The organism is Burkholderia sp. 22PA0106 (genome assembly GCF_047497155.1).
GTDB lineage: Bacteria > Pseudomonadota > Gammaproteobacteria > Burkholderiales > Burkholderiaceae > Burkholderia.
The window spans coordinates 1529673-1545405 of record NZ_CP163162.1; the positions used below are offsets into that span (position 1 = coordinate 1529673).

Here is a 15733-nt window from a genome sequence, read left to right on the forward strand (position 1 = left end):
GGCCGACAGACTGGAAACGAACGACGTGACGGACAACACACTCTCGGCGCGCCCCGACGCGCTGCGGCTCGCGATGCAATACGCGGCGCTCCCCGAGGACAAGCGCGCGCTGTTCCGCGCCCGCGCGCGCACCGGCGGCATCGACACCTCGGCGCTGCCGGCCGTGCCGCTCGCGCCGCGCCCGGCGCGCTTCCCGCTGCTGCCGGCGCAGGAGCGGCTGTGGTTCCTGTGGTGCCTCGATCCCGCCAACGCGGGGTATCACCTGACGCAGACGCTGCGCTTGCGCGGCCCTCTCGATACGGCGGCGCTGCATCGCGCGCTGCATGCGCTGGTGGTGCGCCATGAAGCGCTGCGGCTGCGCTTCGAGGCCCACGACGGCGTGCCCGTGCAATACCCGGTTTCGTTGGCCGATCTGCCGCCGCAGGGCGCGACGCCCGACGACGCGGCGCGCGCGGCCTACGGTTTTCACGCGCAAACGATCGGCCCCGATCCCGAGGCGCTGGCCGCCGCCGTGCACGGCTTCGCCTGCGCGCCGTTCGATCTGACCGGTGGCGCGCCGTTGCGCGTCGGCCTGTTCGACGTCGGTCCCGACACGCGTGTGTTGCAGTTCGTGGTTCATCACATCGTGGGCGATGCGTGGTCGATGGATCTGCTGTTCCGCGATCTGCTCGCGCTCTATCGCGGCGACGCGCTCGCGCCGCTGCCCGTGCAGTTCGCCGACGTGGCGATGTGGCGGCGCGAATGGCAGGCCCCCGACGAACTGGCGCGGCAGGTCGCGCATTGGCGCGCGACGCTCGACGGCGCGCCCGGCGCGATCACGCTGCCGCGCGATCTGCCGCCGCGCCCGCAGCGCTCGCACGAGGGCGGCACGGTGCGCCGTGGTGTGGATGCGCCGCTGGCCGACCGGCTGCGCGCGATCGCGCGCGAGCACGGCACCACGCCGTTTACGTTGCTGTTGGCCGCCTATGGCGTGCTGCTCGGCCGCTATGCGGCGCAGCGCACCGTGGTGACCGGCGTGCCGTCGGCCGGGCGCGAGCGCCGCGAAACCGAGGCGCTGGTCGGCTTCTTCGTCAATACGCTGATCGTGCGCACCGATCTGGATGGCGCGCAGCCGTTCGCGGCGCTGCTGCGCGAGACGCATGCGCGCGTGCTCGATGCGCAGGCGCACCGCGATGTGCCGCTCGCGCAACTGGTGGAGGCGCTGGCCGTCGAGCGCGATCTCGACAGTTCGCCGCTGTTTCAGGTGATGTTCGATCTGGCCGTCGACCGCCCGCGCGGCGCGGCTGCGCTGCCCGACGGGCTGGTGGCCGAGCCCGTGGCCGACGTGGCGCGCACCGCGCGTTTCGATCTGGCGCTGAACGGCCGCGACCGCGGCGCGGGCGGCACGTTCGAACTGGCGCTGACCTATGCGCGCGACCGCTTCGTGGCGCCCACCGTGGCGCGTTTCCTCGACGATTACGCGGCGCTGCTCGCGCAGATCGCCGCCGATCCGTCGCGGCGCGTGGCCGATCTGGCCGCGCCGCCCGCGCGCCATGCTGCGCATGCGGACATCGCACGCGGCCCGTTTTTACCCGCGCATCTGCGCATCGCCGCGCGCGCGGCGCAGTGCCCGGCGCGCATCGCGTTGCGCTGCGAGGGCGAATCGCTCGACTACGCCGCGCTCGATGGCTGGGCCACGCGGATCGGCTCGGCCTTGCGCGCCGGCGGCCTGGCGGCCGGCGAGCGCGTCGGCCTGCTGCTGAACCGCTCGCTGGCGCTACCGGCCGCGCTGCTCGGCGTCTGGCACGGCGGCGGTGCGTTCGTGCCGCTCGATCCCGATTACCCCGAGGCGCGACTGCGCGCGATGATCGCCGATGCCGGCGTGAGGCACGTGATCGTCGACGCGGGCACGCGCGCGCAATGGGCCGGGTTGCTCGGGCCGCTGCGTGCGCTCGACGCGGGAGCGCTGCGCGAGGGGGGATCGAGCGTCGGTGAGGGGGGGGATTCGGTGGCTGTTGGCAACGTCGCCGATGTGGGCAGTGCGGTCAACGCGGCCAATGCGGTCAACACGGTCAACACGGTCAACGCGGCCAACGCGGCCACCACCGCGCCGCTGTATCCCGAGGCCCTGGCCTACGTGATCTACACGTCCGGTTCGACCGGCACGCCGAAGGGCGTGGCCATCTCGCACGGTGCGCTGGCGCTGCATCTCGACGATTTTCTGCACGACCACCGGATCGCCGAGACCGACACGGTGCTGCAATCGTCCACCATCAATTTCGACGTAGCGCTGCACGAACTGCTGCCGGCGCTGATCGCGGGCGGCCGCGTGGCGATGCGCGGCCCGCGCGCCTGGGAACTGGAGACGCTGAACCGCACGCTGATCGACGAGCGCGTGACGTTCGCGCGGATTCCCACCGCGCTCTGGCAGCAATGGCGGATCGCGCTGCCGGCCGCGCAGGACCTGTCGCTGCGGCAGATCACCGTGGGCGGCGAGGGCCTGCCCGGCGACGCGCTGGCGCGCTGGCTCGACGGCCCGCTCGCGCACGTCGCGATCGACAACCTGTACGGGCCGACCGAAACCACGGTAGCCGTGCTGCATCATCCGGTCACGCCGGCCGATGCGGCCAGCGCGATCGTCGCGATCGGCCGCTGCTACCCGTCGCGACATGCCTACGTGGCCGATCTCGACGGCAACCGCGCGCCCGACGGCGCGCTCGGCGAGCTGTGCATCGGCGGCCCGACGCTGGCCCACGGCTACCTGGGCCGCGCCGCGCTGACGGCCGAGCGCTTCGTGCCCGATCCCACCGGCGAGCCCGGCTCGCGCGTGTACCGCAGCGGCGACCTGTGCCGTGCCCGCCCGGACGGCACCATCGATTTCCTGGGCCGGCTCGATCAGCAGATCAAGCTGCGCGGCCACCGCATCGAACTCGGCGAAATCGAGGCGGCGCTGCGTCGCGCGGCCGGCGTGCGCGAAGGCGTGGTGGAACTGCGCGGCGAGGGCGAACGCAAGCGGCTGGTGGCGTATTACACCGGCGAGGCCGCCCCCGATGCGGTGCGCGACGCGCTGGCCGCCACGCTGCCGGCCTCGCACGTGCCGTCGGTGTGCGTGGCGCTGGCCGCGCTGCCGACGCTGCACAACGGCAAGCTCGACCGCCGTGCGCTGCCCGAGCCGGACGAGCATGTCGATACCGGTGCGGTCGAACCGGCGGGCGCGCTCGAAACCACGCTGCTGGCGGTGTGGCAGACGGTGCTGGGCCGCACCGATTTCGGCGTGACCGATGCGTTCTTCGCGCTCGGCGGCGATTCGATTTCGAGCCTGCGCGTGATCGCACAGGCGCGCGCGGCGGGCTGGATCGTCAGCGCGCGGCAGGTGTTCGAGCATCCGACCGTGCGCGAACTCGCGCGCGTGGCGCAGCGCGCCGATGCGCAGGCGGGCGAGGCCGTGTTGGAAGCGTCCGGGCCGCTCGATGCGCCGCTCGTGCCGATGCAGGGCTGGTTCTTCGAGCAGTTCCCCGATGCGCCGTCGCGCTGGAATCAGTCGGTGCTGCTGCGCGCCGCCGATGCGCTCGATGCCGACGCGTTGCGCGTGGCGCTCGCGGCCGTGCTCGGCGCGCACGATGCGCTGCGCGCGCGTTTCGCGCACGATCGGGCCACCGGGCGCTGGACGCAGACCATCGTGCCGGCCACGGCTGATCTGGCCGAGGCTGCGTTCGAGGCGATCGATCTGTGTGCGACCGAAGCGATTGAGGCGACCGAAGCGACCGAAGCGACCGAAGCGACCGAAGCGACCGAAGCGACCGAAGCGACCGAAGCGACCGAAGCGACCGAAGCGACCGAAGCGACCGAGGCGACCGAGGCGACCGAGGCGACCGAGGCGGCAGAAGCGGCAGAAGCGGCAGAAGCGGCAGAAGCGGCAGAAGCGGCAGAAGCGACCGAAGCGCCCCAGCCGACCCACACCAACGACTGGCGCGCCGCGTTGGCCGCCCACGCCGATCGCCTGCACGGCAGCCTCGATCTGGCGCACGGCCCGCTGCTGCGTGCGGCTGCGTTCGCGACGCCGGACGGCGCGCGGCTGCTGATCGTCGCGCACCACATCGTGATGGACGGCGTGTCGTGGCGAATCCTGCTCGACGATCTGCTCAAGGCCTACGACCTGGCGCGCGCCGGCGACGCCGCACCCGCGCTGGCGCCACCCGCCACCGGCTGGCGCGACTGGTCGCAACGGCTGGCCGCCTACGCCTCGCAACCCGAATGGCTCGGCGAGATCGCGTGGTGGCAAGCACAACTGGGCACGGCGGCCGACGCCGCGCCGCGCGCCGAAGGCGGCCAGCGCCACCTGGCCTGGTCGCTCGACGCCGACGCCACCGCGCGCCTGAGCGGCGCGGGCTGGCGCATCGACGACGTGCTGCTGGCCGCGCTCGCGCAGGCCTGCGCCGAGGTGCTGCCCGAGGTGCCGGTGATCGTCGAGCTGGAGGGCCACGGCCGCGGCGAGCAGATGCCCGGCGTGGACCTGAGCCGCACGGTCGGCTGGTTCACGACGCAGTATCCGCTGCGCGTGGCGGCCGGACGCGACGCCGAAGCCGCGCGCCGCGCGATTGCCGCCGCGCGCGCCGCACTGCCGGCCGACGGGCTGCACTACAACCTGTTTCGCTACCTGGGGCTGGCCTCGTCGCGCGACGCGCTGGACGCGCTGCCGGCCACCACGGTCGGCTTCAATTACCTGGGCCGCTTCGAGGAGCGGCTCGGCGCGGGCCGCTTCACGTTCGCGAGCGAGGATAGCGGCGACGGCACGCTCGGCCGCTCGCCGGCCGGCGCGGCGCACCATTGGCTCGACCTGAACGGCCTGATCGCGGACGGCTGCCTCAAGGTCGACTGGAGCGCGGCGGCGGGCTCGGTCGACGAGGTGAGGCTCGCCCGGCTGGTCGCCGTGTTCGATACGCAGGTGCGTGCGCTGGCGCAAGCCGCCGCGTCCGCGCCGGAAAAATCGAACGCAGCAAACGCAACGAACGCAACGAACGTGGCCGACGTACCGGCTCGCTTCGGCGGCCTGCCCGGCGGTGCCACGCCCGCGCCGGTCGCCACCGCGAACCCGGCCGCCGACGCCGCGTTCGCGTTATGGCGCGAGCGCTTCTACACCGAGGCGCGCCTGATGCCGGCCGCCGATCCGCTGCGGCAACCGCTCAACGCGGCCCGTGCGCCCGTCACGCTGTTCTGCTGCTACCCGGGCTTCGGCCTGACCGGCGAATACCGCTACCTCGCCGCCGCGCTGCAAGGCGTGGCCTCGGTGGTGGCGTTGCGCGCGCCGGGCTTCGCGTTCCCGGCCTCGCAGCCGTCCGACTGGGCCGACAGCTTCGAGGCGCTGGCCGCTGCCTGCACGCGCGAGATCGTCGCCATGCAGCCGGCCGGCCCGTACCGCTTGCTCGGCTGGTCGTTCGGCGGGCGCATCGCGTTCGCGGTGGCGGCCCGCCTGCGCGCGCTCGGTCACGCGGTGGATTTCCTCGGTCTGCTCGATACGGCGGTCTCGACCGCCGCGCATGGCCCGAACGAGGCGGGCGAGCCGTCGGCCGAGGCCGAGGTGGCCGGCGCCGATGCGCTCGCGCTGCTGCCGGGCTGGCTCGACGCGCAGCCCGATGGCGCGGCGCTGCGTCCGCTGTTCGCGCGCGCGGCCGAAATCGACGCGCTGCATTACCGGCTGCGCGTCGCGCACGCGCTGCCGCGCATCGACGTGCCGCTCACGTACTGGCACGCCGCGCGCGACACGGCCACCGGCCGCGAGCGCGACTGGTCGTCCTATACGAGCGCGGTCACCACGGTGATCGAGGCCGAGGCCACGCACACCGGCATCGTGCTGCATCCGGCCGTGCACGACGAGGTGGCGCGCCGCCTGCGTGCGCTGTCCGCCGCGCACGGGCAGGATGCCGGCCGCGCTGCTGCGCCCGGCGCCGGAACTAACGGATAATGACGCCCCGGCGGGCCTGGCCCGCCGTCTCCCCGCAACACGATGCTGACGATGGAACTGAAGCCGTGACCACACCCGCCGGCGCTACGCCGCTCTACCGCCTGTCCGGCGTCGATTTCGCGATCGGCGACAAGACGCTGTTGCAGGACATTACGCTCGACATCCCCGCCGGCCAGGTGGTCGGCCTGATCGGCCACAACGGCTCGGGCAAGACTTCGCTGATGCGCCTGCTGGCGCGCCTGCATGCGCCGACGCGCGGCCGCATCGAGTTCGGCGGCGCGCCGCTCGACAGCTGGGCGCATCGCCGCTTCGCGCAGCAGGTCGCGCACCTGCCGCAATACACGCCGCAAACCGACGGCCTGCTGGTGCGCGAACTGGTCGCGCTGGGCCGCTACCCGTGGCACGGCGCGCTCGGCCGCTTCTCGCGCGAGGATCACGAGCATGTCGAGAACGCGATGGTGTCGACCGATGTCGCCCATTACGCGGATCGCCCGGTGGACAGCCTGTCGGGCGGCGAGCGCCAGCGCGTCTGGCTGGCCATGCTGATCGCGCAGGACAGCCGCTGCGTGCTGCTCGACGAGCCCACCTCGGCGCTCGACATCGGCCACCAGCTCGAAGTGCTGCAACTGATCCGCACGTTGTGCGACGCGCGCGGCATGACCGCCGTGGTGGTGCTGCACGACGTCAACATGGCCACGCGCTTCTGCAGCCAGCTCGTTTCGCTGCGCGGCGGCCGCGTGTTGATGCAGGCCGGTCCCGACGAGATCATGCGCGAAGACAGCCTGGCCGCCATCTACGGCGTGCCGATGGGCGTGATGGTCGATCCCGTGGCCGGCCACCGCATCGGATACCCGCGATGAGCCGGCCGTTGCACGAATCCCGCCGCCGCTGGCTGGCGCGCGGCGGCGCGCTCGGGCTGGCCGGCGCGTTGGCGTGGTCCGGCGCGGCGCGGGCGGCTGCGAGCGCTTCGTCAGCCGGCGCGTCCGCCGCTTCATCCGACACCCCGGCCGCCGTGCCCACCCGCGTTGCCACGATGAACTGGGAGCTGACCGAAACGCTGCTCGCGCTCGGCGTGACGCCGATCGGCGTCAGCCTGCCCGACTGGTATCGCAATGCGATCGTCGAGCCGCCGCTGCCGCAGGGCGTGGCCGACATCGGCCTGCTGTACCAGCCGAACTTCGAGGTGCTGCTCGCGCTGAAGCCCGACCTGCTGGTGATCACGCCGGGCCACGCGCCGGCGATCCGCACGCTGCAACGGATCGCGCCGACCATCGTACTGAGCCAGTACATGACGAGCGCGCAGCCTTACCACGACCTCTGCGACGAAACCGGCAAGCTTGCCGCCCGCGTGGGCCGCGCGCCGCAAGCGCAGGCGCTGATCGACGAGGCCGCGCGCACCGCCGAATCGGTGCACGCGCAACTGGCCGCGCGGCCGGCGTTGCGCCGGCATCCGCTGGTCGTCGCCGATCTGGCGGACGACCGGCACCTGCGTGTGTACGGGCGCGGCAGCCTGTTCGACGAGATGCTGGCGACGCTCGGCGTGCGCAACGCCGCGCATCCGCGCGACGGCGGCCCGGTGTGGCCGACCCAGACCGGCTATTCGCTGGTGCCGCTGCAGCGGCTGGCCTCGGTGCCCGACGCGAGCGTGCTGCTGGTGGGCGGGCTCAAGCCGGGGCAGCGCGAAGGTCTGGCCGGCAATGCGATCTGGCAGGCGCTGCCGGCGGTGCGCGAACGGCGCGTCGCGGCCTTGCCCGTGATCGCCCCTTATGGCGGGCTGGTATCGATGCAGCGCTTCGCGCATGCCGTCGATGCAGCCCTGACGACGATCGACGCAGGAGGCGGCGGTGTTGCGTAATCTCATGGCCTTGCCGCGTCAGGACGCGTCGCGCGATGCCCGTTGGTGGGTGATCGGGCTGCTGGTCGCGGTATCCCTGGTGCTTGCCGTGCACGGCATTCGCGCCGAACTCGACGGCGCGTCGTTCTGGCAGGCGCTGTTCGCGCCCGACCGCGACAACCTGCGCGAGATCCTGGTGCGCGACAGCATGCTGCCGCGCATCGCGATGTGCCTGCTGTGCGGCGGCGGGCTGGCCTTGGCCGGCACGCTCGCGCAGCAGGTGCTGCGCAACCCGCTGGCCGAGCCGATGACGCTCGGCGTGTTCCCCGGCGCCTATCTCGCGCTGATCGTGGCGGACCTGTGGGCGCCGTCGTGGCTGGTGCTCGGCCGGCCGCTGGTGGCGCTGGCCGGCGGCACGCTCGCGATCCTGGTGGTGTTCGCGCTGTCGGCGCGGCAGCGGATGGCGCCGCTCGCGGTGGTGCTGTCGGGCATGATCGTCAACCTGTATTGCGGCGCGATCAGCCTGGCGCTGTCGATGGCGCATTTCGAACTGCTGCGCGGCCTGATGATCTGGGGCGGCGGGGCGCTCGACCAGACAGGCTGGCACGACAGCCGCATGCTCGGGCTGGCGGTGCTCGGCTGCGCGATCGTCACGGTGCTGCTGCGCCGGCCGCTCGGCGTGTTCGATGCCGGCGATTCGACCGTGCGCAGCCTCGGCGTGGGCCTGCATCGCACGCGCGTGGTGGCGCTGATGGTGGCCGTGGTGCTGACCGCCGCCGTGGTGTCGACGGTCGGGGTGATCGGCTTCGTCGGCCTGGCCGCGCCCACGCTGGCGCGGCTGGCCGGCGCGCGCCGCCTCGGCCAGCGGCTGATCTGGGCGCCGCTGCTCGGCGCCGCGCTGCTGTGGCTGACCGACGAACTGGTGCGGGTGGTGTCGTCGGCCGAGCTGTTCTCGGCGCATCTGCTGCCCACCGGCACCGTCACCTCGCTGGTGGGGGTGCCGTTGCTGCTGCTGTTGCTGCCGCGCCTGCGCGCCCAGCCGGACTTGCACGCGGCCGGGGTGGCCGCCGCGCTGCCGGGCCGCCTGTCGCGCCGGCTGCCGGTGGCGCTGCTGGCGCTGCTGGCCGTGATCGCGTTGAGCTTCTGCGTGACGCGCACGCTGCACGGCTGGCGCTTCGGCGATCTCGCGCAGATCCGCGCCATCATGTTCTGGCGCCTGCCGCACACGGTGGCCGCCGCCGCGGCCGGCGTGCTGCTGGCGATCGGCGGCACGCTGATCCAGCGCATCACCGCGAACCCGATGGCCAGCCCCGACCTGCTCGGCGTCAGCGCGGGCGGCATGCTCGGCATCGTGGTGGCCTTGTTCGCGGGCGTCGCGCCGGGGCCGGGCGTGCTGTTCCTCAGTTGCCTGGCGGGCGTGGTGGTGACGCTCACCGTGCTGATGTGGCTCGGCTCGCGGGTGGCGTTCGCGCCCGAGCGGCTGCTGCTGATCGGCGTGGCGATCAGCGCGCTGTTGCAGGCGGTGGTCGGCGCGATGATGTCGAGCGGCGACGCGCGGGTCGGGCTGCTGCTGAACTTCATCGTCGGCTCGACCTATTACGTGCAGCCGCCGATCGCCTACGCGGCGGCCGTGATCGCGCTGCTCGGCCTGGCCCTCGCGCCGCTGTTGAGCCGCTGGATCGAGATGCTCGGGCTCGGCGCGGGCGTGGCCGGCGGCCTCGGCGTGCCGGTAGGGCGTGCGCGGTTCGCGGTGTTGCTGCTGGCGTCGGTGCTGACGGCCGCCTCGACGCTGCTGGTCGGCCCGCTGTCGTTCGTCGGCCTGATCGCGCCGCATATCGCGCGCTTCTCCGGCGCGCGGCGGCCCGCCTCGCAAATCCTGGTTGCGGCGATGATCGGCGCGTTGCTGATGACGTTCGCCGAGTGGCTCGGCCGGCAACTGGTGTTCCCGGAGGAGGTGGCCTCGGGCCTGGTCGCCACGCTGATCGGCGGGCCTTACCTGATCGCGCTGATGCTGCGCAAGACCGTCACCTCGACCTGAGGCGGGCAGGGCGCTGGCGGGCCGTCGAGGCGGCCGCCGGCGCCGCCTCGACGGTTCTTTTCGTATCGATTTCTCCGCGCATTTCCACTGCTTCGGCATCCTGACGGTCAGGCGATTTTTTCAATTGCTTCGTCATGCGATGCAATTGCGAACGGCTGTCATCGGCACGCCACATTCGTGCTGCGCAAGCACCTGTTTCGACGCCTTCGCGCCGCTTTCGAAAGCTTAGGGACAGCCTTGATCGACACGCGATTGCCCATCCCGTTGCACCGGTTCCCATGAATACGACGCATGAATCGGAACAGTGCGCAAATGAATTGCAAATGAGAATCGTTATCGGTAATATTCCGACTCGCATTCTGGCGCGGGGAGGTGTGCAACGCCGGGGTGCGATCACCAGTAATTCGGCATGTCGCGAGCGTCATGTCGACCGCATCCGGTGACGCTTACAAACGGCCGCCGAGTCGTCAGATCGAACCACGGCGGACGGACACCACACATGGAGCGTAGTCAACAAATGGGAATCTCGATGGACGGCTGGCGGCGCGGGAAGCGCGTTTCGTATCGACAGGCAGGGGTGATCCGGTTGACGCCGGTCGCGATCGCGCTATGCGCGGCATGGGCTGGCGCGGCGCACGCGCAGGCGGCCGCTTCCGCACCGCAGGCAGCGTCCGCCGCGCTGCCGACCGTGCACGTGAAGGCCGCGCCCGATGCGACGACCGAGGACAGCGGCTCGTACGCGACCCGCGCGGCCACCGTCGGCAGCCGTTCGGCCACGCCGGTCAAGGAGATTCCCGCCTCGGTGTCGGTGCTGACGCGCGAACGGATGAACGATCAGAACATGACGACGATCCAGGACGCGCTGCGCAACATGACGGGCGTGAGCGCGATCGAATACGGCGACGGCACGGCCTACTACCACGCGCGCGGCACGCAGCTCGGCATCGAATTCGACGGCGTGTCGATCGTCGGTGGTCTTGAATATCTGCAGCAGTTCGACCTGGGCATTTACGACCGCGTCGAATTGATTCGTGGTCCGAACGGCGTGCTCGACGGCAACGGCGAGCCGGGCGGCACCGTGAACCTGGTGCGCAAGCGCCCGCAGAAGGAATTCCACCTCAGCACCGAAACCCAGATCAGCTCGTTCGGCGGCGCCCGCCAGATGATCGACGTGACCGGCGCGCTGAACAAGGAAGGCACCGTGCGCGGCCGCGCCGTGCTGATCGGCAGCGACATGCACGGCTCGATCGACCGCGCGCGCAAGAAGGAAGTGACCGCCTACGGCGCGATCGACTGGGACATCACCCCGCGCACCACGCTGTCGCTGTCGGCCGGCTACCAGGTCAACACCAACACCGGCTTCGATTACGGCGCATCGGGCCTGTTCCGCAGCGCGACCGCCACCGCGCCGTCGGGCCGCGTGCCGAGCTCGTACTCGCAGAACTTCGCGCCGGACTGGAACTACGGCTACACCTCGCTGCAGGAAGTGAACGGCAACCTGGTGCACAGCTTCGCGAATGGCTGGAAATCGCAGACGACGCTGTTCTATCGTCACGAATTCACCAAGGCGGACGAGGCCGACAGCGGCCCGGGCGCCCTGGCCCCCGGCATCGCGCGCTACACCGAGCGCCGCCAGCAGAACACCTATGACTGGTTCGGCGCCGACACCAACGTGACCGGCCCGATCGAGGCGTTCGGCCGGACCCACACGCTGACGGTCGGTGCGAACTACTCGGTGATGTCGGAAACCGCGTACAGCGGCAACAAATCGCTGGTCGGCCCCGGCCCGCTCGGCACGTTCAGCCTGTACGACCCGAACGTGATCGGCAAGGTCAACGTGCCGTTCACGTTCGGCACCAACACGCGCCAGGTTCAGTACGGCTTCTACACGCAGGCGCGCGTCAAGCTGCTCGACCCGGTCACGCTGGTGCTGGGCGCGCGCGAGGCGTTCTTCGAACAGCGCTCGCAGTCGATCCTGCCGACCGTGGCCGACTGGAAGACCAACGTCAACCTCGATCACCGTTTCCTGCCGTCGGTGGGCCTGGTGTGGGACATCACGCCGTCGACCACCGTCTACGCGAGCTACTCGAAGTTCCTGGCCGCGCAAACCGCGACCGAATTCGGCGGCAGCGTGGTGCCGCCGCGTACCGGCGATCAGTATGAAATCGGCGTGAAGAACAGCTTCCTCGGCGGCCGCCTGTCGACCACCGCCGCGTTGTTCCGAATCCAGGACAACAACCGCGCGGTGCTCGACCCGGTGCACCCGACGTTCTCGATCCCGGCCGGCAAGGTGCGCGACCAGGGCTTCGAGTTCGAGGTGACGGGCCAGCCGATCGAGAACTGGAACATCTACGCGGGCTACACGTACCTGAATGCGAGCTACGAGAACGCGGCGGCCGACCTGTCGGAAGGCACCGATCCGAAGCACCTGTTCAAGCTGTGGACCAAGTACTCGTTCACGGCCGGCACGCTGCGCGGCTTCTCGGTCGGCGGCGGCATGCTCGCGCAGACGCAGACTACGCGCGGCGTGGTGCAGGGCGGCTACACGGTCTTCAATGCGCAGGTCGGCTATCGCTTCAACAAGCACCTCGAAGCGTCGCTCGCGTTGAACAACATCTTCAATCGCCAGTACTACCTGCGTCCGCCGGGCAATTTCTACAGCGTGTTCGGCGATACCCGCAACGTGATGCTGACGGTTCGTTCGGATTTCTGACGAACCCCGCGGCGGGCCGGTCCCGCCGCACCTGACGAACCGGGGCGTTCCGCGTGCCCCGGCTCGATACCCGGCTCCGGCCGGGAACGCATGCCGGAGCAGAGGACATGTGTGACAGCGGCGGTCACGGTGTGGTCGTGAAACTGAAACAATTAATGCGAATCATTCCGATTTGCATTGTATTTATATAAATTACCCGCGTACGACTCGCTTCGGGCCGAAGCCGCGTTGTGCAGCTGACTCGCGTGGTCGCGCTCCGATGCCTGGGCGCCGCCGCGAACGCGTCATGGAGGGAACGATGAATGTCGCTGACGTAAGCATGACGATGTCGAATGCCGTCCGTCCCACCTGCCTGGCCGTTCCGTGCCGGGTGTCCGATTTCAGCGCGCCGCGGGCATCGCCGTCGCGCTGCCTGCGCGTTTGCACCGGCGCCGCGTCGCCGTACGCGACGCTCCGAGCCGGTGCTGCCGGCCTTTTCTCGCACGCTCCGGCCTCGCAGCCGGGCCGCGTGCTTCCGAGAACTCTTCACAGGAACCTTCGCCATGTCGCAAGCCATGCCTTTGCTATTTGATTTCTCGCCGTTCGCCGGCCAGAGCGAACGCTACGTTGAACTGATCAAGCAGTTCTCAGCCGCGCACGCATTCCGCAGCGCGCATGTCAGCGAGCTGCTGCTGGAAGACGATTTCCACCGCCGCCCGCTGCGTCCGGAAGATTTCGAATTCCTGAAGTTCCAGAAGCCGGTGCGCCAGCACAACGTGAGCCGCCTGCCGGCGCTGGCCTCGGGCCGCACGCTGCTGTCGATCTACGAGCTGGGCGTGGCGCGCCTGCCGCGCAGCGCCGACATCGACGAATGGCAGCACTTCAGCGGCTTCTATGGCGACGACGTGCAGGTGTTCGGCGCGCAGATCGCCCCGTTCCTCGAAGCGTACGCGTTCGAATACCTGTCGCAGGATCAGGCCGTCGAGGCCGAGCCGGCTGCTGCTGCCGCGCGCCTGAAGCGCCTGATCGACGAGGAAACGGCGTTCTGGACCGAATCGTTCGCCCGCCTGATGCGCAACGATTATCTGCAGGAAGGCCTGCGCTTCATCACCGTGCAGCGCTGGGCGCTCGCGCCGTCGAAGCGCCGCGCGCTGGCTCGCGCCACGGCGAGCGGCTTCCTCGACATGCTGCCCGAGGCGTTGCGCCCGCAACTGCACGGCGACCTGCCATCGGATGCGCTGCTCGAAAAGATCGCCGCCTCGGTGGGCGTGACGCGCCAGCAGCATGCGTACTGGCAGTTCTATCTGCCGACCAGCACCGCCAAGGCCAACTTGCTGTACGCGCTGGGACGCCGCCCGGATCGCGCGTTCGGCCTGGTGGGCGCGGCCTACGCGGCCGAAGCCGAATGGCTGGCGTTCGGCGCTGCGCTGGAGCGCGCCTGCGCGCATCTGGCGCCGGCCGGCCGCGAGCCGGGCGAATTCGAGCGCCGCACCGATGCACTGGTGGCGCGCTTCCAGGAAGCGCTGCAAACGATTGCCGGCCAATACGGCCAGCCGGCCTATGCGCAAGCGGTGCAGGGCGTGGCCGCGGCCGAGCGCCTGTGCGAGCGCGCGCGCTGGGATCTGGGCGAGCAGTTGCTGTGGCTGTCGTCGATCCGCCATTACATCAAGTTCGCACACCGAATCAGCGACCGCATCGACGTCGAATGCCCGGGTATCGACCGCGAAACCTTCGTCGAGCCGTTCGAGATGTGCTCGACCACGCACGTCCACAACGATCACCGCCTCGTGACCATCGAGGAAGGCCAGATGCTGTTCTGGGGCAATGTGGGCATGCAGTTGAAGATGAACGTGGGCGACAAGGTGCTGATTCCCGACGGCCGCCTGCACGGTTCGACCGTGCTGTCGGGCGAGTGCACGTATCACCAGCCGATCATTCCGGACGACTGGGTTCAGGCGCTGGTCGCCGAACTCGAGGCGAAGGCGAACGCGGGCGCATCCGCCTGAGTTCCGCCGGCAGGAACCTGCTTTGACTGGTGGGCCGCGCATTCCGCGCGGCCCGGCACGCTCGCCCGCGCTGGCGACGAACAAGGATATGAAATGAGTTCAACCGAGGAAAAGGTCAACCTGTTGGCGCAAGCCGATGCGGCGCCCGGCGAAGGCTTTGATCCGGGCGACTGGAAGAGCCGCATCATCAACGGCCGTGCGCTCGGCGCCGCCGCGAACCCGCCCGCGTGGCTCGACGCGTCGTACGCGACGCTGCGCGAGAGCGTGATGCACCCCGAGTATCCGTGCTTCTTCGGCACCATCGCCGAGAAGCGCGGCGAGATGTTCTATTCGTTCGTGAACGGCAAGAACATCGCCGACCTGCCGGCCACCATGCAGACCTTCGCCGAACTCGCGCTACGCCCCGAGTATCGCAAGAACAATATTGCGGTGTTCTTCGAACCGGACGCCGCGCCGCTCTCGCACGACGACTATCACAAGCATTTCTGGCAGATTCTCCAGCATCTGCACGACGTCGATCCCGATCCGAAGGCCGACCAGCAACCGCCGCCGTCCGATGGCGACTGGGAATTCTCGTTCGCGGGCGTGGAGTGCTTCGTGGTGTGCGCGTGCCCGTCGTTCCGCACGCGCCACAGCCGCAACCTCGGCCCCGGCATGGTGCTGCTGTTCCAGCCGCGCAGCGTGTTCGTCGACACCATCACCAACAAGGTGATCGGCCGCGAGGCGCGCAACCAGGTGCGCAAGCGCCTCGAAACCTGGGACGAAATCCCGGCCCACCCGGATCTCGGCTTCTACGGCGACCCGGGCAACCTCGAATGGAAGCAGTACTTCCTCGACGACGCCAACGTGGCCGCCGACGACCGCTGCCCGTTCCTGAAACGCCAGAAACAGAACGCCGAAGCGGCCCAGGCCGCGTTCGGGGCCGAGCCGCGCGACGTGCTGAACGCCGGCGACTACGCGCCGAAGCGTCATGTCGAGCCGGTGGTGGTGCAGTCGAAGCCGGCCGCCGCCGATTCGGCCGGCGCGCGCCATTGGCAGCAGCACCGGATCGTCTCGACCGAGAACCCGTATGCGCCGCATCCGGCGTCGTGGCACGGCAAGGAGCCGCACGCGGTGCCGCCGCTCAAGCGCGATCGCCACGAGTACGGCGAGGACTGACGCAGCGCGGTGCCGAAGCGATCACGAGGGCCGGGCGCCACGGCGCCCGGAAACGCCGCCCGCG

At 70.4% G+C, this 15733-nt stretch carries 8 protein-coding genes; 7 read left to right on the forward strand and 1 reads right to left on the reverse strand.

All coding sequences use genetic code 11. From position 1 onward, the window contains the following. Nucleotides 1-25: 25 nt before the first annotated feature. From AB4850_RS06655 to fhuB, 4 genes are all read left to right on the forward strand, one after another. A complete protein-coding gene (locus AB4850_RS06655; RefSeq protein ID WP_414441813.1) occupies nt 26-5941 on the forward strand; it encodes an amino acid adenylation domain-containing protein in 5916 nt (1971 codons plus the stop codon). Between the two features lie 65 nt (nt 5942-6006). Beyond that, nucleotides 6007-6801 carry an ABC transporter ATP-binding protein gene (locus AB4850_RS06660; protein ID WP_414441814.1) on the forward strand — a complete coding sequence of 265 codons (795 nt, stop codon included), beginning with the start codon at nt 6007-6009 and terminating at the stop codon, nt 6799-6801. Then, a complete protein-coding gene (locus tag AB4850_RS06665; RefSeq protein ID WP_414441815.1) occupies nt 6798-7796 on the forward strand; it encodes an iron-siderophore ABC transporter substrate-binding protein in 999 nt (332 codons plus the stop codon). Before AB4850_RS06660 ends, AB4850_RS06665 begins: the two co-directional genes overlap by 4 nt. Continuing rightward, nucleotides 7786-9813 (forward strand): Fe(3+)-hydroxamate ABC transporter permease FhuB, encoded by a 2028-nt coding sequence (gene fhuB / locus AB4850_RS06670; RefSeq protein WP_414441816.1) that lies wholly within the window; start codon nt 7786-7788, stop codon nt 9811-9813. Before AB4850_RS06665 ends, fhuB begins: the two co-directional genes overlap by 11 nt. Here the strand turns inward: fhuB and AB4850_RS06675 are convergent. Beyond that, nucleotides 9800-9949, reverse strand: a complete 150-nt coding sequence (locus AB4850_RS06675) for a hypothetical protein (RefSeq protein ID WP_414441817.1) — start codon at nt 9947-9949, stop codon at nt 9800-9802. The two genes, fhuB and AB4850_RS06675, sit on opposite strands and share 14 nt — an antisense overlap. Nucleotides 9950-10312: 363 nt before the next feature. On the opposite strand from AB4850_RS06675, the gene AB4850_RS06680 reads away from it, so the two are divergent. The 3 genes from AB4850_RS06680 (at nt 10313) to AB4850_RS06690 (ending at nt 15669) form a co-directional block, all read left to right on the forward strand. Beyond that, nucleotides 10313-12526, forward strand: a complete 2214-nt coding sequence (locus AB4850_RS06680; RefSeq protein WP_414441818.1) for a TonB-dependent siderophore receptor — start codon at nt 10313-10315, stop codon at nt 12524-12526. Between the two features lie 542 nt (nt 12527-13068). Beyond that, on the forward strand, nt 13069-14511 hold the full coding sequence (locus AB4850_RS06685) for a peptide synthetase (protein WP_414441819.1): 1443 nt from the start codon (nt 13069-13071) through the stop codon (nt 14509-14511). Nucleotides 14512-14604: 93 nt separating this feature from the next. Next, nucleotides 14605-15669 (forward strand): YqcI/YcgG family protein, encoded by a 1065-nt coding sequence (locus tag AB4850_RS06690; protein WP_414441820.1) that lies wholly within the window; start codon nt 14605-14607, stop codon nt 15667-15669. Nucleotides 15670-15733 lie beyond the last annotated feature (64 nt).

Coding starts and splice junctions, on each gene's coding strand:
- AB4850_RS06675 (WP_414441817.1), bottom strand. CDS start 9,949: ATGACGAAGCAATTGAAAAAATCGCCTGACCGTCAGGATGCCGAAGCA.
- AB4850_RS06665 (WP_414441815.1), top strand. CDS start 6,798: ATGAGCCGGCCGTTGCACGAATCCCGCCGCCGCTGGCTGGCGCGCGGC.
- AB4850_RS06680 (WP_414441818.1), top strand. CDS start 10,313: ATGGAGCGTAGTCAACAAATGGGAATCTCGATGGACGGCTGGCGGCGC.
- AB4850_RS06685 (WP_414441819.1), top strand. CDS start 13,069: ATGTCGCAAGCCATGCCTTTGCTATTTGATTTCTCGCCGTTCGCCGGC.
- AB4850_RS06690 (WP_414441820.1), top strand. CDS start 14,605: ATGAGTTCAACCGAGGAAAAGGTCAACCTGTTGGCGCAAGCCGATGCG.